The sequence below is a fragment of the Streptomyces sp. NPDC004610 genome (genome assembly GCF_040609715.1).
Taxonomy (GTDB): Bacteria; Actinomycetota; Actinomycetes; order Streptomycetales; family Streptomycetaceae; genus Streptomyces.
This window is the reverse complement of the sequence record NZ_JBEXLA010000015.1, coordinates 143,867-169,458: the sequence shown is the minus strand read 5'-3', so window position 1 is coordinate 169,458 and position 25,592 is coordinate 143,867. Positions and strand designations below refer to the sequence as shown.

The window sequence follows — 25,592 nt, the reverse complement described above, 5'->3', positions numbered from 1 at the left end:
GCGACCGCCGTACGAGCGGTCCTCACGGGACGGGGCGCGACCGGAGACGGTTCGCGCCCCGTCCCGTTGTCCGTTCCGTGTTCCGCTGCGGGTGTCAGGCCGCCTCGGCGCCCAGTTCGAACCAGACCGACTTGCCCACGCCGTGGGAGTGGACGCCCCAGGAGTCCGCGAGGGACTCCACCAGGGCCAGGCCCCGGCCGTGGGTGGCCTCGTGGGAGACCGCGGGGCGGGGCCGGGGCCGCTGCGCCACGAAGTCCCGTACCTCCACCCGCACCCCGTGCGGGCCCACCTCGGCGGTCAGTACCGCGTCCCGGTCGGTGTGCACCAGGGCGTTGGTGACCAGTTCGCTGGTGAGCAGTTCCGCTATCTGCGACTGTTCGGACCGTTCCCAGGTGTGCAGCAGCTCGCGCACCGCCCGGCGTGCCTCGGGTACCGCCCGCAGATCGGCGCGGCCCAGCCGGCGTCTCAGTCTCGGCCGCCGCTGCCCTTCCTCCGCCGCTCCTGCCCCCGTCGACTGCGCCGGACCGGACCCGACGACTCTGGGACCGCCCCCGCGTACTTGCCTTTTCATGACCCCCGCCCGCGTGCCGATCTCGGTTCCCCTCCTGTCGAACACGTTCACGGGGATCCTTGCCCAATGGGTCACCGGGCACTCATGGCCCGGAGCTCAGCCCGGGGTGTTCGGCCAACCTCGCCGGGCGGGGCGGCGGCCCGGACCCGGGCGGGACAGCGGGAGTTCGGCACCCGGACCACAGGAGTTCAGCCGGTCGGCCGGTTCCGCACCGTGCATCGGGGCGTGCGGGTGCACAAGCAGGCGTGGGGCGTTTCGGACAGCCTGATTCCTGGGGTCTCGTGGCGCACCGTCACGTGCACGTGAATCTGGCTTGAATGGGGTGGGTGCTCGACGGGCCCCACCCGGCGTTCCCGACGGCCCACCCGGCATTGCGGACGGGCCCACCCGGCGTTCCCGACGGGCCCGCACAGCGCGACGGGGCCGTCCCACCGACCCCCGTTGGCGGCAGGACGACCCCGTTGCTCGTGCACCGTCCCCCCGGCGGGCACGGGTCAGGTGGGTCGGGTCGCTCAGTAGAGCTTGTTGACGGCCGTGGTGGTCGTCTTCTTGAACGCCTTCACCGGGGCGTCGGAGAAGTCGCCCAGCTGGGCCCAGTCCACGACCGTGACCGTGCGGCCGTCCCGGCCCACCGACATCAGCCGGATGTCGGTGGCCCCCCAGGACGCCTCGGTGTGCAGACCGTGCACCCGGGCGCCCTCCTCCACCGGCAGCGAGCCATAGCTCCGGTAGGTCGCCTCGGTCTCCGGGTCGCCCGCCTCGATGCTCCGGGCGCAGCCGCGGATCTCCTTGTTCATCCGGTCGGCCAGCGCCTTGGCCTTGGCGGCGGTACCGGTGACGATGGTCAGCTGGCGGGCGCTGGTGTCCAGGTCGGTGCGGAAGGGGCGGTAGCGGGAGTCGTAGCCCGGGAACACCTCGTCCAGGCAGAGCCGCAGCTCGTCGGGGACGCCGTCGGTGACCTTGCCGGCCGTCCAGGACGAGAAGGGGTGCGGCGGCAGCTGGGACGCCGACAGGAAGGCGGGCCCGCGGGGCGCGGCCCCGGCCGGCGCGGAGAGGACCGTGGCGGCGGTGGCACTCGCGACGGTGAGCGCGATGAGCGCGGTGGTCAGACGGACCTGGGTGCGGGCCTGGATACGGATGGACATGAAAAGAACTCCCCGTGGTGAAGTCGCGCTGCCGTGCGGAGGAGGCGCGTGGATCGCTGGTGGACGAGGTCGCCCGCGTCCGGCTGGTCGGGCCGGCCGCACCCCCCGCATGGGGTGTCCCCCGGGCGACACCAAGAGCATCGGCAATCCCGGCGGGCGGCTGCAACAATCTGCCGGGATGGAACCATCCCAGCCCCTCTGACGTGCAGGTACATGAGGTGCCTGGGATGCCCTCCCGGGACATTCGTCCCGGTCCACCCGCTCACAGGAACCCGGGAGAACGGTGTCGGCACAGCACGACGACGACGTCGAGCGGTTCGCGGCCCAGCTGCGGCGGCTGAAGGAACGCACGGACCGCAGCTATGGGTCGCTCGCCCGGCGCCTCGGGATGAACACCTCCACGCTGCACCGCTACTGCGCCGGGGACGCGGTGCCGGTGGACTTCGCGCCGGTGGAGCGGTTCGCCGCGCTGTGCGGGGCCTCGGCGGAGGAACGGCACGAACTGCACCGGCTGTGGCTGCTGGCGGTGGCGGCCCGGCAGCGGAGCCGTACGGCGGTCGCGGCGCAGGTGGAAGAAGTCCCGGAAGCGGCGGCGGAGGAAACGGCGGCCCTTGCGGACGGTGTGCCGGAGGAGCCGGTGACCGTCGTCGCCGGGCCGGGCCGGGTCGCCCCCTGGTACCGCAGGCGGCGTACCGTCGTCGCGGCTGCCGTGTCCGCCGCGCTGCTGGCGACGCTCGGGACGCTGTCCGCGCTGCCCGCCGGGAACGGGCCCGGGGTGGCCGGGGCACCGGCCCGGAGCGGGGCGGCGACCGGGCCGCAGGAGCGGGCCACCGGCACGCCCTCGCCCGGCGTTTCGAGCGCCTCGCCCTCCCCCTCGGCGTCCGGTGCGTCCCCGGCGTCCTCGCGGGAGCCGAAGGCCAAGGGCGGCCCGTCCGGTTCGCCGCTGCCGAAGAAGAGCGCCCCGGCGTCCGGCGGCGCCGGTGCCCCCGCCGCCGCCCTCCCCCTCACCTGGTCCTCCGACTCGCACGCCTGGGCGCTGGGCTGCGGGCACGACTATGTGATCGACCGGCCGCCCGCCCAGGTGCCGCCGCCCCCGGCCGCGCAGGACGCCCGCGCCTGGGCGTCGGCGCAGGGCGCGGTGCACGGCAAGGACACCAACGTCCGGATCACCGTGCAGGGGACGTCGGAGACGGCGGTGGTGCTGGAGGCGCTGCGGGTGCGGGTGGTGGGGCGCGCGGAGCCGGTGCGGGGGACCTCGTACGCCATGGATCAGGGGTGCGGGGGGTCGATCACGCCGCGCTACTTCGATGTGGATCTGGATCAGGACCGGCCGATCGCCCGCTCGGTGCCGGGCAGTGACGAGGGGACGGAGATCCCCGCCGTGAAGCTGCCCTACCGGGTGTCCAGTACGGATCCGGAGGTGCTGGAGGTGACGGCCCGGACCGCGGGGTGCGCCTGCGACTGGTATCTGGAGCTGGACTGGTCCTCGCAGGGCCGCACCGGCACGGTCCGGATCGACGACGGGGGGCGGCCGTTCCGCACCAGCGCGGTCAAGGGGCTGGACCGGTACGTGTACGACACCATCGAACGGCGCTGGATCCCGTACGCGTACTGATCCGCCGTCCGGCGGTCAGGGCCTGGGGACGTTGCGCAGGTTGGAGCGGGCCATCTGGACCATGCGGCCGACCCCGCCGTCCAGCACGATCTTCGATGCGGAGAGGGCGAAGCCGGTGACCATCTCGGCGCTGATCTTCGGCGGGATGGACAGCGCGTTGGGGTCGGTGACGACATCGACCAGCGCCGGGCCCTTGTGCTTGAACGCGGCCTTGAGGGCGCCCGCGAGGTCCTTGGGCTTCTCGACCCGCACCCCGTAGGCCCCGCAGGCGCGGGCGACGGCGGCGAAGTCGGGGTTCTTGTTGGTGGTGCCGTAGGAGGGGAGTCCGGCGACCAGCATCTCCAGTTCGACCATGCCGAGCGAGGAGTTGTTGAAGAGGACGACCTTCACGGGCAGGTCGTACTGGACCAGGGTGAGGAAATCGCCCATCAGCATGGAGAAGCCGCCGTCGCCCGACATCGACACGACCTGCCGGTCGCGGTCGGTGAACTGGGCGCCGATCGCCATGGGCAGCGCGTTGGCCATCGAGCCGTGGGAGAACGAGCCGATGATGCGGCGGCGGCCGTTGGGCGAGATGTAGCGGGCGGCCCAGACATTGCACATTCCGGTGTCGACGGTGAAGACGGCGTCATCGGCGGCGACCTCGTCCAGGACCGAGGCCACGTACTCCGGGTGGATCGGGATGTGCTTGTCGACCTTGCGGGTGTACGCCTTGATGACGCCTTCCAGGGCGTCCGCGTGCTTCTTCAGCATCTTGTCGAGGAAGCGGCGGTTGTTCTTGGCCTTCACCCGCGGAGTGAGACACCGCAGGGTCTCCTTCACATCGCCCCACACCGCCAGATCCAGCTTGGAGCGGCGGCCGAGGCGCTCGGGGCGGACATCGACCTGCGCGATCGTCACATCGTCCGGGAGGAAGGCGTTGTACGGGAAGTCCGTGCCGAGCAGGATCAGCAGATCGCACTCATGGGTGGCCTCGTAGGCGGCGCCGTAGCCGAGCAGCCCGCTCATCCCGACGTCGTACGGATTGTCGTACTGGATCCACTCCTTGCCGCGCAGGGCGTGGCCGACCGGGGACTTGACCTTCTCGGCGAACTCCATCACCTCGGCGTGCGCCCCGGCGGTGCCGCTGCCGCAGAACAGGGTGACCTTCTCGGCGCGGTCGATCAGATCGACCAGCCGGTCGATCTCGGCGTCGCCGGGGCGGATGGAGGGGCGGGAGGTGACGAGGGCGGTCTCCAGGGGCTTGTCGGGGGCCTGGTGGTCGGCGATGTCACCGGGGAGCGTGATCACGCTGACGCCGCTCTGGCCCACCGCGTGCTGGATCGCGCTCTGGAGCACCCTCGGCATCTGCTGCGGGTTGGAGATCATCTCGCTGTAGTGGCTGCACTCCTGGAACAGCCGGTCCGGATGGGTCTCCTGGAAGTAGCCGAGGCCGATCTCGCCGGACGGGATGTGCGAGGCGAGGGCGAGGACCGGGGCCATCGAACGGTGGGCGTCGTACAGACCGTTGATGAGGTGGAGGTTGCCGGGGCCGCAGGAGCCGGCGCAGGCGGTGAGCCGGCCGGTGATCTGGGCCTCGGCACCGGCCGCGAAGGCGGCGGTCTCCTCGTGCCGGACATGCACCCAGTCGATGGCGGAGTTGCGGCGGACGGCGTCGACGACGGGGTTGAGACTGTCGCCGACCACGCCGTAGAGCCGCTTGACCCCGGCGCGGGCGAGGATGTCGACGAACTGCTCGGCGACGTTCTGCTTGGCCATGACGGAGGTGCCCCTTCGGTCTCCATGGATTCCTGGATCCCCGCCCCGTGTCCCGATGTCCTGACGGTTCCACTGACGGTTCCATGAATGCACATCGAACGTGGTTTCGCCTCCCACGCTACGCGATCACGCCTCCCAGACGGCTGCGGCGGTGCGGTCGTCCGCGTAGCCCTTGACCCTGACCTGGATGTCGGCGAGGTAGGCGGCGAGGCCGGGCGGGGCGGCGCCGGACCAGCGGCCGGTCAGATGGGCGCTCAGTTCCGGCTCGCCGCGCAGGGGTTCGGCCAGCCCATGGGTGCACATCAGGAGGGTGTCGCCGGGGCGGGCCACCGAGGCGCGGAAGCGGAAGGGTTCCCGGGGCGGTCCGGGGGCGGGTTCATAGGGGCTCGGGGGTGTGGGGATGCCCAGGTCCATGGTGAGGCGGTCGCCCTCGGGGGTCTCGGCGGGCGGGGAGCCGAAGCTCATCAGGGGTTCGCCGGGGGCGTCGGTGAGCTGCGGTTCGATGTCCTGCCAGACGCCGTCGCGGAGCCGGAACAGGCCGCCCGCGCCGGCCCCGAAGAAGACCCGGGTCCGGCAGTCGGGGTCGGCGGTCAGCAGCAGACAGCGCAGCGTGGCCGCGTACGCCTCCGGCGTGAGGCCGCGGTCGGCGGCGCCCGCGCGGAGTTTGCCGAGGGAGCGGTCGGTGAGCCGGTGCAGCCCGGACTTCAGATCGCCGCGCCGCCCGGCCCGTATGTCCTCCGCCAGGCGGGCGTGGCTGCGGCCGACGGCCCGCGCGATCCACTGGCACGCCTCGGCCGCCGCGCGGTGCGCCCCCGGGGTGGCGCGGGCGCCGCTCGCCATCGCGACCAGCACGAGGGCGCCGGGGCCGGAGCCGAAACGGGCGGTGAGCAGGGCGTCCCGGCGGGGCTCGCCCCGGTAGCGGGCGGAGTCACCGCGCACCGAGACCGCGCGCAGGGTGCTGACACCGTAACGGGCCCCGTCCAGCACGGTGTCCGGCACCAGATCGGCGAGATCGTCCGGGTCGGCGACGGGGAGGGCGGTGGGCTCGGGGTCGTAGGTGGGGGGGCCGGAGCCGACGTGGGCGGCGGGGGTGTCCTGGCCGGGGGGATCGGCCGGGGGTGAGGAAGGGGGAGGGGGAGGGGGAGGGGGAGGGGGCGGCGGGGGTGGTGGGAAGGTCGACGGGCCTGTGGGGGTGGGGAGGGGGGGTTCCCAGGGGGCGCGTTGACGGATTAGGCCGGTGCGGTGGGGGGGTGTGGGGGGTGGGGAGGGTGGAGATAGCGGGGGTGGTGGGGGTGGCAAGGGTGCCTGGGGTGACGGGGGTGCCTGGGATACCTGGGGCGTCCGAGGTTGTGGGGGCGGAGGGGGTGCTTGGGGGGTTGGGGGTGGCGGGGACGCCGGGGACGCCGGGGGTGACTGCGGCGGCCGGGGTTGCGGGGACGCCGGGGTTGCTTGGGGGGTTACGGGTAGCGGGGACGCCGGGGGCGACTGCGGCGGCCGGGGTTGCGGGGACGCCGGGGACGCCGGGGGTGACTGCGGCGGCCGGGGTGGCAGGGACGCCGGGGTTGCTTGGGGGGTTACTGGTAGCGGGGACGCCGGAGGTGACTGGGGGGCCAGGGGTGGCGGAGACACCGGAGGCCGCTGGGGGGCTACGGGTGGCGGAGACGCCGGAGGCGCCTGCGGTGGCCGGGGCGCCTGGGGTGGCGTGGGCGCCTGATCCGTCCCGGACGGTGGGGACGGCGGGGACGCCGGAGGCGCCTGGGGCGTCCGGGGTGCGGACGGCTCGGGGGGAGCGGAGCGCGGGGGCGGTGGGGCGGTCGGCCGGGTCTGCCAGTCCCGGCCAGGATCCGGCTGTCCATCCAGGACGAGGCCCGGCTGCCCCTCCCTGCCGGAATCCAGCTGCCCGTCCCGGACGAGGCCCGGCTGCCTCTCGTGGCCAGGATCCGGCTGCCCCTCCCGGACGGGATCCGGCTGCCCGCGCCGGACCGAACTCGGCTGCCCCTCCCGGACGGGACCCCGCTGCCCCTCCCGGACGGGACCCCGCTGTCCCTCCCCCGCCGGGCCCGGCGTGCTCGTGCCGCCGTTCGTGGTCACCGCGTCGGATGCCGAGGCGAAACGGTCGTCCAAGGAGTCGGCGGCCGGTGCGGGGCCGGTGTCCTCGGTGGAGTCGTCGTACAACTGTCCCCACCAGTCGTCCTCGTGACCGGTGGGGCTTGCCCCCTGTTGGCTCATGCCCCTAATTGTCCACCGATGGGGCGCCGGGAAAACGGGGCATGCGGAAATCGGCCGCACTCGTGCACGTCGAACGGCGTGTCGGGTGAGGGCCGTCGGGCGGCTCCACCCCCCACGGGAGAACCGCCCGACGACAGTCATGGGCGTACCGTGCGCCGACACGTCGATTCGGCCGAAAAGGACCGCTTGACGACGCGCGGTGACGTATGTCGCCGTGGCTCACCTTGGCATGGTGACCGCGGGTACGGCGATGATGTGCCGAGGCGGGTTTGCGCCGTGGCCGGTTTCCGCCATGGCCGGGAGGGATCGAGAAGGGGGGCCGGCCGATGCTGGCGGCGATAGGGCTGGACGACACCCATGAGTCGGCGTACCGGACGCTGGTGGCCGTGGGGGCGGCCGATGTACCGGATCTGGCGCGGCGGCTGACGCTGGGCGAGCGGGAGACCGAGCAGGCGCTGCGGCTGCTGGAGGCGCGGGGACTCGCGGCGCAGTCCCCGGCGCGGCCGGGCCGCTGGGTGGCGGCGCCGCCCGGGGTCGCGCTGGGCGCGCTGCTCACCCAGCAGCGGCATGAACTGGAGCAGGCGGAGCTGACCGCGGCGCTGCTGGCGGAGGAGTACCGGGCGGCGTCGGCCCAGCCCGCGGTGCACGATCTGGTCGAGGTGGTGAGCGGCGCGGCGGCGGTCGCGCAGCGCTTCCTCCAGCTCCAGTTGGGCGCGAGCGACGAGGTGTGCGCGCTGGTGACCGGGAATCCGGTGGCGGTGACCGGGCGGGAGAACGAGGCGGAGGCGCAGGCGGCGGGGCGCGGGGTGCGCTACCGGGTGGTGGTGGAGCGGGCGGTGCTGGATCTGCCGGACGGGGTCACCGAGCTGACGGCGGCGCTGCGCCGGGACGAACGGGTACGGGTGGTGGACCGGGTGCCGACGAAGCTGGTGGTGGCCGATCGTTCGCTGGCCCTGGTGCCGCTGACCTCGCCGAGCGCGGAACCCGCCGCGCTGGTGGTCCACGCCAGCGGGCTGCTGGAGCTGCTGTCCGGGCTGTTCGAGTCGGTGTGGCGGGACGCGCTGCCGCTGCGGCTGGGGGCGGACGGGGTGAGCGAGCGGGCGCCGGACGCGCCGGACGCCACCGATCTGGAGATCCTCTCGCTGCTGCTGGCGGGGCTGACGGATGTGAGCGTGGCCAAACAGCTGGAGCTGGGGCTGCGCACGGTCCAGCGCCGGGTGAAGGGGCTGATGGAGCTGACGGGGGTGTCGACCCGGCTCCAGCTGGGCTGGCACGCGTATGAACGGGGGTGGGTGGCCCGGGAGCGGTGAGGCGGGTCTCCTCCTCCTGGGCCGGTTCGCTGACCTGCGTCCGGGGCCCGGCTCCGGCACTCTGGGCAGATGGGAGTCTGGGACCTCCTGCTGGTCGGCGTCGTGCTGCTGCTCGGCCTGTGCGGAGTGCTGGTGCCCGGGGTACCGGGGTCGTGGCTGGTGTGGGCCGGGATCCTGTGGTGGGCGCTGAAAGTGGCGACGCCGGTGGCCTGGGGGGTGCTGGTCGGGGCGTCGGTGGCGCTGCTGGTGGCCCAGGTGGTGCGCTGGGCGCTGCCGCCGCGGCGGCTGATCGAGTCGGGGGCGACCCCGAGGATGGCGGTGTTCGCGGGGGCCGGGGCCTTTCTGGGCTTTGTGCTGATCCCGGTGGTGGGGGCGGTCCCGGGGTTTCTGGGCGGGATCTATCTCTGCGAGCGGCTGCGGCTGGGGCGGCACGGGGAGGCGATGGCCGCCCTGCGCACGGCGATGCGCTCGGGCGGTTCCAGTGTGCTGACGGAGTTGTTCACCTGCCAGCTGATCTTCGCCGCGTGGCTGGGCGCGGTCATCTGGGGCTGACGCGCCCCGGGCGGGGTCTCAGCGGGCGCCCTCCAGCTCCAGCAGGCGCAGCTTGCGGTCCAGGCCGCCCGCGTAGCCGGTGAGGGAGCCGTCCGCGCCGATCACCCGGTGGCAGGCGCGCAGCACCAGCAGCGGGTTGGCGCCGACCGCCCCGCCGACGGCCCGTACGGCGATCCGGGACGCCCCGATCCGGGCGGCGATCTCGCCGTAGGTGGTGGTCGCCCCGTAGGGGACCGCGTCCAGGGCCTGCCAGACCCGCTCGCGGAACGGGGTGCCGGGCGCGCGCAGCGGCAGCGCGAACTCCTTCAGCTCCCCGGCGAAGTAGGCGGTGAGCTGCTCCTCGGCGGCCCGGAACAGCGCGGGATCGTGGATCCAGCCGTCCCGCACGGTCCGCCCGCCGCGCTGGCCGGGCACGGACAGCGAGGTGAGGGCGGCGTCGGGTCCGGCGGTCAGCAGCAGCTCACCGAGCGGACTGCCGAGACGGGTGTAGTGGACGGGGACGCTCCCCGCCGGACCGGCGGCGTCCGGCGCGGCACTCTTCCTCATGATCACTCCCACTCCCCCGCGGTCCGCAGGTGTCGTACGGCGTATGAGCGCCAGGGGCGCCAGGTGTCGGGCAGGTCGGTGCCGGGCGGGGCCACGTCGGGATCGCCCAGGGCGCGGGTCCGGACGGCGGCGACGACGGCCGCGTCCACCCCGGGCAGTGCCCGCAGCGCCGCCTCCGAACCGTCCCGGTCGGCACCGGGATCCAGGCGTACGGTGCCGTCGGCGAGGGCGGTGGTGAGGGCGCCCAGGGGGGTGCCGGGGCGGGCGGCGGCGAGGGCGGCGGACTCGGGGAAGAGATGGGTCAGGGTGCCGTCGGGCGCGTCGAGGGCCTTGCCGTGCCGCTGGACCAATTCAGCCGCGTCCGCCGGGCCGACGAGGGCCCGGACCGCGAGTTCCTCGGGGTCGGTGGCGCCGGGTGAGCGCAGCCCGGGGCGGGCGGCGACCAGCCGGGCGAGCCGGGGGTCGGCGCCGAGCCGGGCGTCGACGGCGTAGGGGTCGGCGTCCAGGTCGAACAGTCGGCGCAGCCGCTGGACGGCGGTGGTGAGATCGCGCTGGTCGGTGAGGTGCAGTACGGCTTCCAGCCAGCCGCCGGGGTGGGTGGCGGTGCCGGAGCTGCCGGTGCGCTCGGCGACGGCGGCGATCCCGGTGCCGTAGGGCAGGCGCAGGGTGCGGCGGTAGGTGCGGGCGCCGGGCGGGCCGGTGACCTCCTCGACGCCGGGGACGGCCTCGGCGGCGAGCAGATCGAGGACGGAGGCGGCGTGGTAGGGGCCGCGGTGGGCCAGGCGGAGCGGGATGCCCGTGGCGCCGGGGGGCTGGCGGCGGGGTGCGGGGGCGGCGGAGCGCAGGGCGCTCGGGGTGAGCGCGTACACCTCGCGGATGGTGTCGTTGAACTGGCGCACACTGGCGAACCCGGCCGCGAAGGCGATCTCGGTGATCGGCAGCGGGGTGGTCTGGAGCAGGACCCGGGCGGTGTGGGCGCGCTGGGCGCGGGCCAGGGCGACGGGTCCGGCGCCCAGCTCGGCGGTGAGCTGGCGCTGCACCTGCCGGGCGCTGTAGCCGAGCCGGGTGGCGAGTCCGGCGACGCCCTCGCGGTCCACGACCCCGTCCCGGATGAGCCGTACGGCCCGGCCCACGACATCGGCGCGGACATCCCAGTCGGCCGAGCCGGGCACGGCGTCCGGGCGGCAGCGGCGGCAGGCCCGGAAGCCCGAGCACTGGGCCGCGGCGGCGGTCGGGAAGAAGCGGACGTTGCGGCGCTTGGGGGTGACGGCCGGGCAGCTGGGGCGGCAGTAGATACCGGTGGTCTCGACGGCGAAGAAGAACGCCCCGTCGAACCGGGCGTCCCTGCTGCGGACGGCTTCGTAGCGGGTGTCCTCATCCATCACGCGTTCCAGTCTCCGCCGTCCGGGGGGATGCCGCTGGCGGAAATCGGACGTGGGGGTGGGACGGGCTCCGCCTCTGGGTGGGGGCGCGGAAGGTGGGGGCGGCCCTAAGGGGTGGGGGCGCGGAAGCCGGGGGCGGCCCCGAGGCGCGGGGCGCGGAAGCCGGGGGCGGCCCCGAGGCGCGGGGCGCGGAAGGCGGAGGGGCTCCAAGGCGCGGGGGCGCGGAAGGTCGGCGCGGCCCCAAGGCGCGGGGCGCGGAAGGCGCGGGCGGCCCCAAGGCGCGGGACGCGGAAGCCGGGGGCGGCCCCGAGGCACGGGGCGCGGAAGGCCGGGGGGCGCGGAAGGCGGGGGGGGCTCCAAGGCGTGGGGGCGCGGAAGGCGGGGGCGACCCCAAGGCGCGGGGCGCGGAAGGCGGGCGCGACCCCAAGGCGCGGGGCGCGGAAGCCGGGAGGCGCCCGAAGGCACGGGTGGCGCTATGGCGCAGGGTGCTCGGAGAGCACAGGCCCCCGACGGCACCGGCCGCGGTGAGGGTGCGGGGCGGCCCGAGGCGTGGGCCGCCCTACCCCTCCCCCGCGCCTACCTCACGCGCCCCCGCTTCGCCTCCATCGCCGCGCGGCCCTCCGCGCCCTTGCGCTTCCAGTCCTTGCGGATCTCCGCGCGGACCCGGGCGTCGGTCTTGGCGACGATCCGCTGGTTCTCCCGGAGCAGCTTGCGGTAGCTGTCCAGGCGGCGCGGCGGCAGTTCACCGGCGTCGATGGCGGCCAGCACCGCGCAGCCCGGCTCGGACTCATGGGCGCAGTCGTGGAAGCGGCAGTCGCGGGCCAGTTCCTCGATCTCGGAGAAGACCTGGCCGACGCCGGTCTCCGCGTCCCAGAGGCCGACCCCGCGCAGACCGGGCGTGTCGATCAGCACACCGCCGCCTGGCAGGACCAGCAGATTGCGGGTCGTGGTGGTGTGCCGGCCCTTGCCGTCGGCGTCCCGGGTGGCCTGGACGTCCATGACGTCCTCGCCGAGCAGCGCGTTGGCCAGCGTCGACTTTCCGGCGCCGGACTGGCCGAGCAGGACCGATGTGCCGCCGGCGACGACGGCCGCGAGGACATCGAGCCCGTCCCCGCCGACGGAGCTGACCGGCAGCACCGGCACCCCGGGGGCGCTGGTCTCGACGTCCTGCACCAGATGCCCCAGCGTCACCGCGTCCGGCACCAGGTCGGCCTTGGTCAGGACGACCACCGGCTGCGCCCCGGACTCCCAGGCGAGGGCGAGGAAGCGTTCGACCCGGCCGAGGTCCAGCTCGACGGCGAGCGAGACGGCGACGATGGCGTGGTCGACATTGGCGGCGAGGATCTGCCCCTCGGACCGCTTGGACGAGGTGGAGCGGACGAAGGCGGTACGGCGCGGCAGATACGTCCGTACATAGCGCGGGTTGCCGCCGGGCTCCACGGCGACCCAGTCACCGGTGCACACCACGCGCAGCGGGTCGTGCGGGGTGACGAACGCGGTGTCGGCGCGCAGCGGCCCGTCGGCGGTCAGTACGTCGCACTGGCCGCGGTCGACCCGGACCACCCGGCCGGCCAGCAGCCCTTCGGTGGCGTAGGGGGCGAACTCGGCGGCCCAGGCGTCGTCCCAGCCGTAGGGGACGAGGGGGGAGAAGTCATCGGAGGGAGCGGGAGAAGAAGTGCGGAGGGAAGTCAACGGGGACCCTTCGACGTGCGGTCCCGGCGCGCGAGCGTGTCGCGGAGAAGAGGTGTCGGATCAGCCGGTGACCGCGGAGGTGGACAGGATGGGGGTCGGGATGCGGGCAGCGCCCAGCGCGGTGACAGCCATCGGTCAGCACCTCCTCTTCGGTCTCGTCAGCTCGGCACGGTGTTCACCGGGGGTGGTGATCACGCGGTCGTGGTCGTGGTCGACATCCGGACTCTAGCCCGGCCCCCTGGAGCCGGGTCAACACCTTTTCCGGGGTCGCGGTCCCCGGTGCCGGGCGCCCGCGCTCATCGCAGTACGCACGGCTTCCCGTTGAGCGTGATGTCCGCCGGGGCCCGGTTCCCGTCGTTCAGCAGGCCGATGAAGCCGAAGGTCAGCGATGCCCCGGCGGGCACCGCCCGGTTGTAGCGGGCGGCCTCGACCGTGACCCGGGAGCCCCGCTGCTCGGGGTGGGCGTCCCACATCTGGGAGATGCGCTGGCCGTCGCGGAAGTCCCAGGCGAGGGTCCAGTCGTCCAGGGTGCGTTCGGTGGTGACCTTGATGACCGCCTCGAAGCCGGTGGACCACTCGCTGGTCACCTCGTAGTCGGCCCGGCAGGTGGGGTCCTGGGTCTGGGGTGGGGTGGGGTCCGCAGTGGCGGCGTCCGGGGTGGCGTCGGCGCCGGGAGGCGCCGCTCCGGGCGCTCCGGTCGCTCCAGTGGTCTCGTCCGCTCCGGTTCCTCCGGTCGCCGTGGACGTGCCCTGCGGTTCCGGTTCCGGCGCGTGGTGGGACGGGGAGGGCGTCGGGGAGGGCGGCGGCGTTCCGGAGGGTTCGGGTGCCGGGCTCCGGGCGGTGATCTCGGCGGCGGGGTCGGGTTCGGCGGTCTCGGGGTCGGCGGCCGGTGCCCGGTCGGCGCCCTCGCCGCGGGCGGCGGCATCGCTCTTGGCGCCGCCGAACGGCATCAGGGAGACGCCGAGCGCGATCAGGGAGACCAGGACCGCCCCGGCGACCAGCCCGCCGCGCAGCAGCCGGACGCGGCGCGGACGCGATGCCGTACGGGAGCCGGTGCACGCGGCCCGACCGGCGGCGAGGCGGACCTCGGCGGCGCGGCGGCGGCGTTCGAGGTAGGCGAGGCCGCCCCAGCCGAGGATGCCACCGGCGAGGGCCGCGGGCAGTCCGCCGCCGTGCACCCGGAGACAGGCGGCGGCCTCGGCGCAGTGCGGGCAGCGGGCGAGGTGGTGGGAGAGGTCCTCGGGGGTGTCGGCGACGGCGGTACGGGTGACGGCGTCGAGCATCCGGGCGTAGCCGCGGCACTGGGCGTCCATCGGGCGGTCGAGATGGTTGCGCAGGCAGCGGTCCCGGAACAGGGCCCGTACCTCGGCGCGCTCCTCGGTGATCCCGGCCGGGTCGAGTTCCAGCCGGGCGGCGACGACGGGCAGCGGCAGCGACTCGACCTCGGTGAGCCAGAGCAGCGCGGCGTCGGGGCGCTGCATGTCCTGGAGGCCGCGCAGGGCGAGCGGGAGCTGCGGGGGCGGGCCGGAGAAGCGGTCGGCCTGCGCGGAGGTGAGCCACAGCCGCAGCTCGGGGTCGAGCCGGTGGCCCTGGCCGCGGCGCTCCCAGTCGGCGGCGGTGTCCCGGACCGCGCCGAGCAGCAGCGGGAGCCGGGGCAGGGCGGCCGGGCGGCGACCGGCGCCGCGGCCCGCGCCGGTACGGGTCTCCCGGATGCCGTGCGCGAACGCCTCGGTGGCCAGTTCCGCGGCGGCGTCGGAGCCTGCCGTGCACAGGTCGGCGTAGGAGAGGACGGTGTCCCAGCTCTCGTCGAACTCGGCTGCCTCGGTGGAGTTTTGGGGGGTCGGCAGGTCTGCCATCGGTCTCCTGCGTCCGGGGCGAGATCAACTCACCCTTTGGATACGGGAGTTGTGGGGAACCTCGCGGGCGGTGCCGAGCGTTTCACGTATTCACCACAACTGACAAGCTAGGCATCCGATTAGACGCCTCATCAGTATCAGCGACGAACAGGCGCATCCTGTTTCTCACCGGGTCCCCGGGCGGCCCGGCGTTCCCCGATCGAGCAGCAGTGCGACCAGGTCGGTGGCGGAGTCCGGGTCCCCGTCCGCCGCGTCCGACGCGTCCGACGCGGCGCATCGCGCGTCGAACTGCGCGTCCCTGGCGCGGGCCAGGGCCGCCGCGTCCCGGTCCGGGTCGAGGAAGTCGGAGGCGCCGGGGGCGAGCCGCAGATGGGCGGTGGTGTCGTCCCAGTCGGTGGTGACGGTGACGAGGCCGCCCTCGCCGTCGGCCAGGAAGCGGGTGAGGCCGCGCGGCACGGCGCAGGCCCAGATCAGCCCGGGGAGCCGGGCGTCGACGCGGGTGTCGAGATCGAGGACGAGGGAGCCGGTGTCCGGGTCGTGGGCGGCGCTGAGGCCGCCGTCCTCGGCGAGGTCGCGCAGCAGTCCGGCGTAGTCGCCGGTGAGCCAGTCGTCGCAGACGGCGACGGCGGCGGAGAGTTCCTCGCCGGGGCCGCCGAGCCCCGCCCAGTCGGCCGGGGACCAGGCGGAGGCGGGCACGACGGGTGCCCGGAGATACTCCGTGAGCCGCGCCCGACCGATGATCAGCGCCGCGGTCACCGTCACATACTGTCCCACTGTCCCGCTCCGTCCTCCCCGTGCCGGTCGCTGTCGCCGGTCCGGGGCGGACGGTAGCAGTGGCGGGTTACGCGTCCGCGGGCTCGTGGGCCGGGAGGCTGTCCATGAAGGAGCTGACGGAGAAGACCGCGCGGCCGGGGCCGGGCTCGCCGTAGCCGGGGGGCGAGGAGAGACCGAACTCGTCCATGGTGGCGCGGTACGCCTCCAGCAGCCGGATGTGGTACTCCAGCGGGGCGCCCTGCGGATTGGCCTTGCCCAGCGGAGTGGTCGGCTCGGGGCACCAGGTGGTGAAGCGGGGCGTGATCCCCTGGGACATGAAGAAGCGCAGGCCCTCGGTGGTGGAGGCGATGGCCTCGTCGACCGTCTTGAAGCCGAACGGCTCGGCCATCTCCACGCCCGCGACGAAGTTCGGGATCACATTGCGGGCGCCGAAGACCTCCGCCGACTCCAGGATCCGCTTGTGCCACACGTCCCGGCCGACGTACCGCTCCTTGCCGGGGCAGTACATCTTGAACAGGTACTCGTCCCACACCTCGTAGTTGGGGTGGTAGATCTGCACGCCGTAGTCCTTGAAGCGCTGGACGTCGTCGCGGGGCAGGGCCTGGGCGACGACCTTGCCGATCCAGCGGCCCGGGAAGCGCTCCTCGATGGCCTTGGCGTAGTGGCCGTAGAAGTCGGCCTCGTCGCGGCCCGAGACGGTCTTGGTGATCGCGCCGCCGGTGAGGGTGTAGGCGGTGGACGCCTTCTGGGTGTCGTACCGGTCGATGATCTCCAGGGCTTCGAGGACCTCCTCGACGTCCTTGACCCCGGTGTACGGGCGCCCGGCCGCCTTGTGCTGGCGCCAGTTGTGGTTGATGTCGCAGTACTGGCACTCCTCCTTGGCGCCGAAGTACTGGCAGACCCGGAAGACCGTGAGATAGATCAGATAGCCCCACTGGATGGTGGGGGCCACCTCCATCACGGACTTCCCGTTGGAGAGGGTGTGCTTGTAGTACTCGGGCATCGGCGGGACGCCCACGTCGGCGATGCGGCTGCCGTCGAGGTAGAGGCCGAGGATCCCGGCGTCGTCGGCGGCGACCCGGTACGGCGAGGCCGGGTTCACCCGGACCGAGACCACCGTGCGCCGCAGATCGTAGGGGCCGCCGGTGAGGATGATCTCCTCCGGCGGGCGGCGCAGCGCGGCCTCGCCCAGCTCCGGCAGGGTGCCGTGGTCGAAGGAGAAGATGAAGTACGACTTCGGTTTGACCTCACCGCCCTCGTTGTCACTGAGCGCGGACGGGTCGAAGGCGACTCCGCCGCGCAGCAGGTCCTCCTTGAAGACGGCCTCCCGCGGCACATGCGGGAACCGCTCCATCAGATCCTCGACGAGCGCGGTACGGCTGCCCATCCCCTGTCTCCTCCCTGCGGCGGTGTTCCACTCCTCACGGTATGCCCCCGGCCCCGACGGGCGGGCAGCCGGGTCCACCGGAGCGTTGACGCTCCTGACAGTTTTCGTCAGAGTCGTCCGTATGAGCAAACGGGACGACATCGCGGCGGCGGCCGTCGCCGTCTTCGCCCGCCATGGCTTCGCCCACACCTCGATGGACCTGGTGGCGCAGGCCGCCGGGGTGTCGCGTCCCGCGCTCTACCAGTACTTCCGCAACAAGCACGATGTCTTCGCGGCCGTCGCCGAGAGCGTCACCGGCCGGATCGTCGCCGCGGCCGAGCGCGCCCGCGACACCGAGGGCCCGCTCGCCGACCGGGTCCACGGGGTGCTCCGCGTGAAGCTGGACTCGTCCGGGGCGACCGGCCCGACCGGCGCCGGGTTCCCGCGGGAGCTGGTCGCGCAGGCCACGGCGATGGGGCTGACCCCGGCCGACGACCGGCTCGTCTATCTGCTGGCGCAACTGCTCGCCGACACCCCCGAGCCGGTGGAGACCGCCGCCGCGCTGCTCGCCGCCACGGCCGGGATCGCCCGGTCGGAGGGCGGCCCGGAGGTGCAGCAGCGGAGGCTGCGGCGGCTGACGGATCTGGTGATGGCGGGGTTGGGGGTGGGGTGAGGGGAGTGGTTGGCGGGGGGGGTGGCGGTGGGGTGAGGGGAGTGGCTACGGGGGGACGGCGGTGCTGTGAGGGGACTGGTTAGCGCCGGGGGGCGGTGCGGTGAGGGGACTGGTCAGCGCGGGGTTGGCGGTGCGGTGAGGGACCCGGCTACGGGGGGCGGCGGTGCGCCCCGCGAGCCGCTGATGGACCCGGGTGATGTGATGATCCCGACACATCCGCCGGGGAGGGCAGCGATATGCCGGGAAACACCGCATCCATCACCAATTGGGCCGGAAACATCACCTACCGCGCCGCCGAGGTCGCCCGCCCCGCCACCCCGGAGGCGCTGCAGGACGTGGTGGCCTCCGCCGCCCGGGTCCGGGTGCTGGGCAGCGGGCACTCCTTCAACACCGCCGCCGACCCGGGCCCCGGCGGGGTGCTGCTCTCCCTGGACGCCCTGCCGCCCGCCCTCGACATCGACACGACGGCCCGGACCGTACGGGCCTGCGGCGGCGTCCGCTACGCCGAGCTGGCCCGCGCGGTGCACGCCCGGGGCCTCGCCCTGCCCAATCTGGCCTCGCTGCCGCATATCTCCGTGGCCGGTTCCGTGGCCACCGGCACCCATGGCTCGGGGGCGGGCAACGGGCCCCTCTCCGACGCCGTACGGGAGGTCGAGCTGCTCACGGCGGACGGTACGGCGGTGCGGATCGGCCGGGACGACCCCCGGTTCGGCGGAGCCGTCACCGCGCTGGGCACCCTCGGGGTGGTCACCGCGCTCACCCTGGACCTGGTGCCCGCCTTCGAGGTGGAGCAGTGGCTGTTCACCGAGCTGCCGCTGACCGGGCTGGACTTCGAGGCGGTGATGACGGCGGCGTACAGCGTCAGTCTGTTCACCGACTGGCGGGCGCCGGGGTTCCGGCAACTGTGGGTCAAGCGGCGCACCGATGAGCCGCTGCCGGAGATCGGCTGGGGGACGCCCGCGACCGGGCCGCTGCATCCGGTGCCGGGGATGCCCGCCGTCAACTGCACGGAGCAGGGCGGGGTGCCCGGCCCGTGGCACGAGCGGCTGCCGCATTTCCGGGCCGAGTTCACGCCGAGCAGCGGGGACGAGCTCCAGTCCGAGTATCTGCTGCCCCGCGCCCACGCCCTGGACGCCCTGGGCGTCCTCGACGCGCTGCGGTCCGAACTGGCGCCGGTCACCCAGACCTGCGAGGTGCGCACGGTCGCCGCCGACAGGCAGTGGCTGAGCCCGAGCCACGGCCGGGACACCGTCGCCCTGCACTTCACCTGGATCGCGGACACGGCGGCCGTGCTGCCCGTGGTGCGGCGGGTCGAGACCGCGCTCGACGGTTTCGCGGCCCGGCCGCACTGGGGGAAGGTGTTCGCGATGCCGGGGGAGGTGGTGCGGGGCCGGTATCCGCGGCTGGCCGACTTCCAGGCGCTGCGGCGGGCCCTGGACCCGGACGGCACCTTCACCAATGACTTCGTGGACGGCTTCCTGGGGCCGGTCTCCTGACGGCAGGTCACACACCGGGCGGGACTTTCCCCACCTCCGTTCCGCACCCCTTGCCCGGCCGCCCGGCGCCTGACCGGCCTGAAACTGCTCGGCGCGGCGGAGATCCGGAACGGTCGCCCGCGCCGCCAACCGGGACCGGCGGGCGGTCCCGCCGCGGGCGCCGCTCGCCGGGCGCCTGCGGCACTCCCTCGCGCTGGAGGGCGGGCCGACGGGCACGCTGGAGGGAGCGCGCCGAGACGGCCGACCGGCGTGGGGCCCTACGCCCGTGTCCCGACCGGTGGGCCCGGTGACACGCGCCGCCGGTGAGCCGTTGCGGTGACCGTGTCGCGTCGTACGGCGTGCGTCCCCGGATCGGCGGGGGCTTCCTGGGATGCCCAGGGGGAAGCCTCCGGACCTCGTGAGGAGAGAGACCATGTCCTTCCGTCCCACCACCGCCCCCGCCTATGTCGAGGATGTCTCGCCCGGGAGCGGGACGCTGCCGCCCCGGGCGCGGGCCAGGTCCTCCGACGCGGCGGCGCTCTCCCTCGGCGGCACCTGGCGCTTCCGGTTGTCCCCCGGCGCGGGCGGCGCCGACGCGTCCTTCGCCCGGCCCGGGTTCGACGCCGGGGACTGGGCCGGGATCGAGGTGCCGGGCCACTGGGTGCTCCAGGGCGGCGGCGCGTACGGCGCCCCGATCTACACCAACCACATCTACCCCTTCCCGGTCGACCCGCCCCGCGTGCCCACCGAGAACCCCACCGGCGACCATCTGCGCCTCTTCGACCTGCCCGGCGACTGGCCGGCCGGCGGTGACGCGGTGCTGCGGTTCGACGGGGTGGAGTCCTGCGCCCGGGTCTGGCTCAACGGCACCGCGCTGGGCGAGTTCAAGGGCTCGCGGCTGCCGCACGAGTTCGCGGTGGGCGCGCTGCTGAAGCCGTCCGGCAATGTGCTGGCCGTACGGGTCCACCAGTGGTCGTCGGGGTCGTATCTGGAGGACCAGGACCAGTGGTGGCTGCCCGGGATCTTCCGGGACGTGACGCTGCTGCACCGGCCGCCGGGCGCGGTCCGGGACTTCTTCGTGCACGCCGGCTACGACCACGCCACCGGCGAGGGCACCCTGCGGGTCGACTCCGAGGTGCCCGGCCGGGTCACCGTCCCGGAGCTGGGCCTGGACCTGGCGACCGGGGAGAGCGGGAGGGCGGCGGTGGCGCCCTGGACGGCGGAGACGCCCCGGCTGTACGACGCCGTCCTGGCCACCGCGGGCGAACGGGTGGCCCTGCGGGTCGGGTTCCGGACCGTGGCCCTCGCGGACGGGCTGCTCAAGGTGAACGGGCGGCCCGTCCTCCTCAAGGGCGTCAACCGGCACGAGTGGCACCCCCGCACGGGCCGGGCGCTGGACGTGGAGACCCTGCGCGAGGACGTGCTGCTGATGAAGCGGCACAACATCAACGCGGTCCGCACCGCGCACTATCCGCCGCACCCGGCGTTCCTGGACCTGTGCGACGAGTACGGGCTGTGGGTGATCGACGAATGCGATCTGGAGACCCATGGCTTCACCGCGCAGGACTGGCGGGACAACCCGGTCGACGACGACCGCTGGCGCCCGGCGCTGCTGGACCGGGCGGCGCGGATGGTGGAGCGGGACAAGAACCATCCGTCGGTGATCGTCTGGTCGCTGGGCAACGAGGCGGGCACCGGGCGCGGGCTGACCGCGATGGCCCGCTGGATCCGCGCGCGGGACTCCTCCCGGCTGCTGCACTACGAGGGCGACCACGACTGCCGCGACACCGATCTGTACTCCCGGATGTACCTACCGCACGCCGAGACCGAACGGATCGGCCGCGGCCTGGACGGCGGCCCCCGCAGGCGCCGGAGGCTGCCGTTCATCCTGTGCGAGTACGCCCACGCGATGGGCAACGGGCCGGGCGGACTGGCCGAGTACCAGCGGCTGTTCGAGACCCACGACCGGCTCCAGGGCGGCTTCGTCTGGGAGTGGATCGACCATGGGATCGAGGACGCCCGGTACGGGTTCGCCTACGGCGGGGACTTCGGGGAGGAGGTGCACGACGGGAACTTCGTCTGCGACGGGCTGCTGTTCCCGGACCGCACCCCCTCCCCCGGGCTGCTGGAGCTGAAGAAGGTCATCGAGCCGGTCCGGATCGAGGGCGACGGCACCGGCGCCGGCGGCACGGTCCGGGTGACGAACCGGCAGGACTTCGCGGATCTGTCAGCCCTGGCCTTCGAATGGGCGTACGAGGTGGAGGGGCTGGTCGCCGCCGAGGGGACCCTCACGGTGGGGCCGCTGGCGGCGGGCGAGTCGGCCGAGCTGAAGCTGCCGCAGCCGCCGGACGGGCATGACGGCGAGGCCCTGTGGACGCTGCGGGCGGTGCTGGCCCGGGACACCGGCTGGGCGGAGCGCGGTCACGAGGTGGCGTGGGTGCAACTGCCCGCCGTGGCCCGCCGGGTGCCGTCGGTGGCGGCGGGCGTCCGCCCGGTGGAGTCACCTCGGGAGGGCCGGATCACGCTCGGCCCGGGGGTCTTCGACGCGGCGACGGGCGCGCTGCTGGCGGTCGGTGAGGTGCCGGTGAGCGGGCTGCGGCTGGATGTGTGGCGGGCGCCCACCGACAACGACGACGGGGCCGCCTGGCAGCCCGACCCCCGCCTCGGCCCGCTCTGGCGCCGACTGGGCCTCAACCGACTGCGGCACCGGCTGGACGGCGTCGACCCCGGCCCGGACGCGCTGACGGTACGCACCCGGGTGGCAGCCGCCGGACGGGAGGAGGGCCTGCGCGCGGTCTACCGCTGGACCGGCGACGGCACCCGGCTGCGACTGGCGGTCTCCGTGACCCCCGAGGGCGACTGGACCATCCCGCTGCCCCGGCTCGGGGTGCGCTTCGGGCTGACGGCGGCGGACCGGGTGACCTGGTACGGCGGCGGCCCCGGCGAGGGCTACCCGGACACCCGGGCCGCCTGCCGCACCGGGCTGTTCCGGTCGACGGTCGACGCGCTCCAGACGCCGTACGTCCGCCCGCAGGAGAACGGGGCCCGGCCCGGGGTGCGCCGGGCGGAGCTGGGCGGGCTGCGGATCGAGGGCGACCCGGAGTTCTGGTTCACCGCCCGCCGCTGGACCACGGAGCAGCTCGACGCGGCGGAGCATCCGAGCGACCTGGTGCCCGGCGGCACGGTCTGGGTCAACCTGGACCACGGCCAGCAGGGCATCGGCTCCCAGTCCTGCGGACCGGGCGTCCTGCCGCCGTATGTACTGACGGCACAACCGGCGGAGTTCGCGTTCGTGTTCACGGGGGCGGGCTGAGCGCGGACGTCCCGCGAGCCGGTATCTCCCCACCCCCGTGAGGGAGGTACCGGACCGGACCCCGGGGACGCCCGCGCTCGGCGGTGGGCCGCCGCGTACCGATCGCCGCGGCGTGTTCCCGCGCCTCCCGTCGGTGCCGGTCGCCCGCCTGTGCTCATGGTGACCCGGGGCGGGGCGTGGTCCCAGGCCTGCTCTGTCCCTGGGTCCGGCAGACCCACCCAGGGCGGTGGGGACAATGAACGTATGGCGGAGGCACGGGAGCTGGGTGAGTTTCTGCGGTCGCGGCGGGGCCGGATACGGCCGGAGGACGTGGGGTTCGCGTCCGGGTCGGGGCCGCGTCGGGTGCCGGGGCTGCGGCGGGAGGAGGTGGCGCATCTGGCCGGGGTGAGCGTCGACTACTACGTCCGGCTGGAGCAGGGCCGCAACCGGGGTGTCTCGGACGCCGTGCTCGGCGCGGTCGCCGAGGCGCTGCGGCTGGAGCCGGACGAGCGGGACCATCTGACCCGGCTGGCCCGCCCGGACCGTACCGCCGGTCCGCCCGGGGAGCGCAAGACACGGGCGGGCATCCAGCAGTTGCTGGACTGGATCGCGGCCCCGGCGCTGGTGATGGGGCACCGGATGGACGTCGTCGCCTGGAACCGGCCGGTGTGCGCGCTGATCACCCAGTTCGCGGCGCTGCCGGCCGCGAGGCGCAATCTGGCCCGGCTGCATCTGCTGGACGAGGAGATCGGCGCCCGCTACCCGGACCGGGACTTCATCGCGAAGGAGGCGGTGGGGCATCTGCGGATCGCCGCCGGGCTGCATCCCCGGGACCGGGAGCTGCGGCGGCTGATCGCCGAACTCGTCGCCGGGTCGCCGGAGTTCCGCCACCACTGGGAGCGGCACGCGGTGCGGGTCAAGTCGTCCGGGCACAAGCGGCTGGTGCATCCGGAGGCGGGCCCGCTGACCCTGGCGTACGAGATCACGCGGTTTCCGCAGGAGCCGGAGCTGAGTCTGCTGGTGTACACGGCCGCCCCGGGCAGTCCCGAGGCGGCCGTGCTGCGCGGGCTGGCCGAGCGGTGAGGCGGGTCCTCAGTGGTCGGCGCAGCAGGGGGTGGGGTCCGGGTGCTCGAACGGCACCAGGACCCCGCCCGCGGCCGGCTGGGCGATGAGCACCAGCCGCCCGTCCTGCCACTGCGGGCGCACATGGCCCCGGGTGTCGAGCCGGGTGTCCGGGGCGGGTGCGTCCGGGGTGCCGAGGACGGTCACGGCGTCGATCGCGGAGCCGGAGAGGAGTTCCGCGACGGTGAGCGTGCCGGTGAGGGCCGTGGCGCCCGGGTAGAGGACCGCCCTGCCCCGGTCGTCGGGGGCGCCGTCGACGGCCCGGTGGCCGTGGGCGGCGAGCCGGTCGCGGGCGGTGTCCCTGGCCGCCTCCGACGCCAGGGCGAAGGAGAGGGCGACGCGTGGCGGGCCGTCGTCCCGGACCAGGTGGGTGCAGCCGAACGCGTCCTCGGGGAGGGCGAGTCGGGCGGCGAGGTCCCGGAGCAGATGGTCGGCGTCGGCGAGGTCCCTGACGCCCGGGTCGACGGTGAGGAGGTGGCGGGTCACCGGCGTCACGAGGGCAGGACCCACACCGGGTTGGAGTAGAACCACAGGTCCGTCCACGGGTCGGCGTCGCCGACGACGTCCAGCACCGGCCCGTTCGGGTCGACGGCGGCGCCGTTCGGGCCGACGGCGGTGCGCCTGCCGTCGGTGCCGCGCAGCCGGACGTAGACCGGGCGGTCGACCTTGCCCAGGTCGTAGGAGAGCCGGACCGTGCCGGTGGACTTGTCGACCTCGTACGACTTGACGACCCGGGCGGACGGGGCGGTGAAGGTGTCCTTGTCCTGGGCCGTGCCGGTGACATCGCCCTGGATGACGTCGACGCGGGCCAGCGACGGGGTGAACCCGGCCCAGTTGGCGCCGCCGGCGAGGGCGACCTCGACGGAGAGGGTGACGCGGGTGCCCTTCTTGGTGTGCAGGGCGCCGCCCAGGGTGGCCCAGCGGCTGCCGCCCGAGACCCGGACGTCCAGGGCGCTGATCAGCTGGCCGTGGTCGACCCAGATCCGGCCGGCGCGGATGCCGTCCATGACGGCGGCGTAGGAGAAGCCGTCGGAGCCGACGTGGGTGCGGCTGTAGTGGCCGGGCCAGTAGTCGCCCTGGGAGATGTCGATCCGGCCGTGGTAGACGGGGTCGTCGTAGCGGCCGTTGGCGGCGAAGTCGCCGCCGCCGCGGCCCGCGGTGTCGGCGTAGATCTGGTGGGAGTCGGAGTTGGCGGTGATCCACCAGGGCTTGCCCTCGGCGATCAGGCTGTCCCAGAGGCCGCCGACGGTGGCGGTCATCCAGTCGAAGCCGCCCCAGGTGCGGTAGCTCTCCGGCGGGTACCCGGCGAAGGAGTCGGCGCCGGGGTTGTTGTCGTAGATGCCGCGGGCGCGGCCGGGGCCGAGCGGGGCGGGCAGACCGGCGGCCTGGTGGCCGGGGGCGCCCTCGAAGCCGACGGCGATCTGGTGACCGGCGGGGCTGGCGTCGCGCCAGCCGCGGATCTCGTGCGGGGAGTCGACACCGCGCCGCGCCGGGTGGTTGGCGAGCATCAGCGCGTCCTGCACCTTGCGCTTCTCGACCTGCTCGGAGAGGAAGGCGATCCCGGCGATGGCGAGGGCCTCGTTGGCGGGGGTGTTGCCGGTGGCGCCCCTGACGCTGCCGTCGTAGTCGTTCTCGAACTGCTTGAGGACGGACACCTCGTTCCGGCCGGGGTGGACGAAGACGGTGCCGTGCTCGGCGGCCGGGATGTTCCACTCCAGGCCCTGGAAGACCAGGGTGTCCTCGTAGGCGGAGCGGGCCTGCCTGATGTCGGGGTTGACCTTCTCCACGCCGATCCTGGCGTGGGTGGTGGAGCCGTGGTCGGTGATGACCAGCCAGTCCATACCGTGCTTGGCGCCCTGGCGGACCTGGTCGACGACCCGGTACTTGCCGTCGCTGGAGTACTGGGTGTGGATGTGGTGGTCACCGGCCAGCCAGAGGAAGCCGTTCCTGCGACCGGCGGCCGACACCGGCTGCGCGGTGGCCGCGGCGGCGGTGCCCGGGGCGAGCACACTTCCGGCGGCCAGTCCGGCGCCGAGCAGTCCGGCGCGGCGCAGCAGCGAACGGCGGGAGCGCTGGGCGGGGCTCAGCTCGCTGTCCGGCACGGAGGTGTCGAACGCGGCGGGCAGGGCGCCCTGTTCGTGCGTCCGGCCATGACCGTGGTCGTCGCCGTGGTCGTGCGGGTGGTGGTGATGGTGGCCGGGTCCGTGGCTGTGCCCCATGAGTGCGCCTCCTGT

Annotated in this window: 19 protein-coding genes; 7 read left to right on the top strand and 12 right to left on the bottom strand. The window is 74.3% G+C overall.

Going from position 1 to position 25,592, the window contains the following annotated elements; all coding sequences use genetic code 11:
- Positions 1 to 94 precede the first annotated feature (94 nt).
- Positions 95 to 571 carry an ATP-binding protein gene (locus tag ABZX40_RS19090; RefSeq protein ID WP_355739823.1) on the bottom strand — a complete coding sequence of 159 codons (477 nt, stop codon included), beginning with the start codon at positions 569 to 571 and terminating at the stop codon, positions 95 to 97.
- Between the two features lie 512 nt (positions 572 to 1,083).
- Positions 1,084 to 1,716, bottom strand: a complete 633-nt coding sequence (locus ABZX40_RS19085; RefSeq protein ID WP_355739826.1) for a hypothetical protein — start codon at positions 1,714 to 1,716, stop codon at positions 1,084 to 1,086.
- Positions 1,717 to 1,999: 283 nt separating this feature from the next.
- On the opposite strand from ABZX40_RS19085, the gene ABZX40_RS19080 reads away from it, so the two are divergent.
- The gene (locus ABZX40_RS19080) at positions 2,000 to 3,331 is read left to right on the top strand and encodes a helix-turn-helix transcriptional regulator (protein WP_355739828.1); all 1,332 of its coding nucleotides are present in this window, start codon (positions 2,000 to 2,002) and stop codon (positions 3,329 to 3,331) included.
- A 15-nt stretch (positions 3,332 to 3,346) separates the two neighbouring features.
- Here the strand turns inward: ABZX40_RS19080 and ABZX40_RS19075 are convergent, their stop codons facing one another.
- Positions 3,347 to 5,089 carry a pyruvate dehydrogenase gene (locus ABZX40_RS19075; RefSeq protein ID WP_355739831.1) on the bottom strand — a complete coding sequence of 581 codons (1,743 nt, stop codon included), beginning with the start codon at positions 5,087 to 5,089 and terminating at the stop codon, positions 3,347 to 3,349.
- Between the two features lie 126 nt (positions 5,090 to 5,215).
- The gene (locus ABZX40_RS19070) at positions 5,216 to 7,318 is read right to left on the bottom strand and encodes a protein phosphatase 2C domain-containing protein (RefSeq protein ID WP_355739833.1); all 2,103 of its coding nucleotides are present in this window, start codon (positions 7,316 to 7,318) and stop codon (positions 5,216 to 5,218) included.
- A gap of 326 nt (positions 7,319 to 7,644) precedes the next feature.
- On the opposite strand from ABZX40_RS19070, the gene ABZX40_RS19065 reads away from it, so the two are divergent.
- Both ABZX40_RS19065 and ABZX40_RS19060 read left to right on the top strand, forming a co-directional pair.
- Positions 7,645 to 8,628, top strand: a complete 984-nt coding sequence (locus ABZX40_RS19065; RefSeq protein ID WP_355739835.1) for a helix-turn-helix transcriptional regulator — start codon at positions 7,645 to 7,647, stop codon at positions 8,626 to 8,628.
- A gap of 69 nt (positions 8,629 to 8,697) precedes the next feature.
- The gene (locus ABZX40_RS19060; RefSeq protein ID WP_355739838.1) at positions 8,698 to 9,180 is read left to right on the top strand and encodes a DUF456 domain-containing protein; all 483 of its coding nucleotides are present in this window, start codon (positions 8,698 to 8,700) and stop codon (positions 9,178 to 9,180) included.
- An 18-nt stretch (positions 9,181 to 9,198) separates the two neighbouring features.
- Here the strand turns inward: ABZX40_RS19060 and ABZX40_RS19055 are convergent, their stop codons facing one another.
- The 6 genes from ABZX40_RS19055 to ABZX40_RS19030 form a co-directional block, all read right to left on the bottom strand.
- Positions 9,199 to 9,726 carry a methylated-DNA--[protein]-cysteine S-methyltransferase gene (locus ABZX40_RS19055; protein WP_355739840.1) on the bottom strand — a complete coding sequence of 176 codons (528 nt, stop codon included), beginning with the start codon at positions 9,724 to 9,726 and terminating at the stop codon, positions 9,199 to 9,201.
- A gap of 2 nt (positions 9,727 to 9,728) precedes the next feature.
- Positions 9,729 to 11,108 carry an AlkA N-terminal domain-containing protein gene (locus ABZX40_RS19050; RefSeq protein WP_355739843.1) on the bottom strand — a complete coding sequence of 460 codons (1,380 nt, stop codon included), beginning with the start codon at positions 11,106 to 11,108 and terminating at the stop codon, positions 9,729 to 9,731.
- A 576-nt stretch (positions 11,109 to 11,684) separates the two neighbouring features.
- On the bottom strand, positions 11,685 to 12,800 hold the full coding sequence (rsgA, locus tag ABZX40_RS19045) for a ribosome small subunit-dependent GTPase A (RefSeq protein WP_355739846.1): 1,116 nt from the start codon (positions 12,798 to 12,800) through the stop codon (positions 11,685 to 11,687).
- A 296-nt stretch (positions 12,801 to 13,096) separates the two neighbouring features.
- Positions 13,097 to 14,656 carry a cellulose-binding domain-containing protein gene (locus tag ABZX40_RS19040; RefSeq protein WP_355739849.1) on the bottom strand — a complete coding sequence of 520 codons (1,560 nt, stop codon included), beginning with the start codon at positions 14,654 to 14,656 and terminating at the stop codon, positions 13,097 to 13,099.
- 165 nt (positions 14,657 to 14,821) lie between these two features.
- Positions 14,822 to 15,430, bottom strand: a complete 609-nt coding sequence (locus tag ABZX40_RS19035) for a hypothetical protein (RefSeq protein WP_355739851.1) — start codon at positions 15,428 to 15,430, stop codon at positions 14,822 to 14,824.
- A 67-nt stretch (positions 15,431 to 15,497) separates the two neighbouring features.
- Positions 15,498 to 16,817, bottom strand: a complete 1,320-nt coding sequence (locus ABZX40_RS19030) for a radical SAM protein (RefSeq protein WP_355739854.1) — start codon at positions 16,815 to 16,817, stop codon at positions 15,498 to 15,500.
- A 121-nt stretch (positions 16,818 to 16,938) separates the two neighbouring features.
- Here ABZX40_RS19030 and ABZX40_RS19025 point away from each other — a divergent pair, with 121 nt between their 5' ends.
- The 4 genes from ABZX40_RS19025 to ABZX40_RS19010 all read left to right on the top strand — a co-directional run bounded on the left by ABZX40_RS19025 (position 16,939) and on the right by ABZX40_RS19010 (position 23,319).
- Positions 16,939 to 17,469 (top strand): TetR/AcrR family transcriptional regulator, encoded by a 531-nt coding sequence (locus ABZX40_RS19025; RefSeq protein WP_355739857.1) that lies wholly within the window; start codon positions 16,939 to 16,941, stop codon positions 17,467 to 17,469.
- A gap of 236 nt (positions 17,470 to 17,705) precedes the next feature.
- The gene (locus tag ABZX40_RS19020; RefSeq protein WP_355739860.1) at positions 17,706 to 18,965 is read left to right on the top strand and encodes an FAD-binding protein; all 1,260 of its coding nucleotides are present in this window, start codon (positions 17,706 to 17,708) and stop codon (positions 18,963 to 18,965) included.
- Between the two features lie 412 nt (positions 18,966 to 19,377).
- On the top strand, positions 19,378 to 22,257 hold the full coding sequence (locus ABZX40_RS19015) for a glycoside hydrolase family 2 TIM barrel-domain containing protein (RefSeq protein WP_355739862.1): 2,880 nt from the start codon (positions 19,378 to 19,380) through the stop codon (positions 22,255 to 22,257).
- Positions 22,258 to 22,500: 243 nt separating this feature from the next.
- Entirely contained in the window at positions 22,501 to 23,319 is an 819-nt protein-coding gene (locus ABZX40_RS19010; protein ID WP_355739865.1) for a helix-turn-helix transcriptional regulator, read from the top strand.
- A gap of 9 nt (positions 23,320 to 23,328) precedes the next feature.
- Here the strand turns inward: ABZX40_RS19010 and ABZX40_RS19005 are convergent, their stop codons facing one another.
- Positions 23,329 to 23,844 (bottom strand): hypothetical protein, encoded by a 516-nt coding sequence (locus ABZX40_RS19005; RefSeq protein ID WP_355740090.1) that lies wholly within the window; start codon positions 23,842 to 23,844, stop codon positions 23,329 to 23,331.
- A gap of 5 nt (positions 23,845 to 23,849) precedes the next feature.
- Positions 23,850 to 25,577, bottom strand: coding sequence for a PHP domain-containing protein (locus tag ABZX40_RS19000; protein WP_355739868.1), 1,728 nt, complete (start codon positions 25,575 to 25,577; stop codon positions 23,850 to 23,852).
- Positions 25,578 to 25,592: the final 15 nt, after the last annotated feature.

Bases quoted from the DNA above. Each gene is read 5' to 3' on its own strand.
- ABZX40_RS19030 (WP_355739854.1), bottom strand. From the start codon at position 16,817: ATGGGCAGCCGTACCGCGCTCGTCGAGGATCTGATGGAGCGGTTCCCG.
- ABZX40_RS19055 (WP_355739840.1), bottom strand. From the start codon at position 9,726: ATGAGGAAGAGTGCCGCGCCGGACGCCGCCGGTCCGGCGGGGAGCGTC.
- ABZX40_RS19015 (WP_355739862.1), top strand. From the start codon at position 19,378: ATGTCCTTCCGTCCCACCACCGCCCCCGCCTATGTCGAGGATGTCTCG.
- ABZX40_RS19020 (WP_355739860.1), top strand. From the start codon at position 17,706: ATGCCGGGAAACACCGCATCCATCACCAATTGGGCCGGAAACATCACC.
- ABZX40_RS19090 (WP_355739823.1), bottom strand. From the start codon at position 571: ATGAAAAGGCAAGTACGCGGGGGCGGTCCCAGAGTCGTCGGGTCCGGT.
- ABZX40_RS19050 (WP_355739843.1), bottom strand. From the start codon at position 11,108: ATGGATGAGGACACCCGCTACGAAGCCGTCCGCAGCAGGGACGCCCGG.
- ABZX40_RS19060 (WP_355739838.1), top strand. From the start codon at position 8,698: ATGGGAGTCTGGGACCTCCTGCTGGTCGGCGTCGTGCTGCTGCTCGGC.
- ABZX40_RS19000 (WP_355739868.1), bottom strand. From the start codon at position 25,577: ATGGGGCACAGCCACGGACCCGGCCACCATCACCACCACCCGCACGAC.
- ABZX40_RS19070 (WP_355739833.1), bottom strand. From the start codon at position 7,318: ATGAGCCAACAGGGGGCAAGCCCCACCGGTCACGAGGACGACTGGTGG.
- ABZX40_RS19075 (WP_355739831.1), bottom strand. From the start codon at position 5,089: ATGGCCAAGCAGAACGTCGCCGAGCAGTTCGTCGACATCCTCGCCCGC.
- ABZX40_RS19010 (WP_355739865.1), top strand. From the start codon at position 22,501: ATGGCGGAGGCACGGGAGCTGGGTGAGTTTCTGCGGTCGCGGCGGGGC.
- ABZX40_RS19025 (WP_355739857.1), top strand. From the start codon at position 16,939: ATGAGCAAACGGGACGACATCGCGGCGGCGGCCGTCGCCGTCTTCGCC.
- ABZX40_RS19065 (WP_355739835.1), top strand. From the start codon at position 7,645: ATGCTGGCGGCGATAGGGCTGGACGACACCCATGAGTCGGCGTACCGG.
- ABZX40_RS19085 (WP_355739826.1), bottom strand. From the start codon at position 1,716: ATGTCCATCCGTATCCAGGCCCGCACCCAGGTCCGTCTGACCACCGCG.
- ABZX40_RS19040 (WP_355739849.1), bottom strand. From the start codon at position 14,656: ATGGCAGACCTGCCGACCCCCCAAAACTCCACCGAGGCAGCCGAGTTC.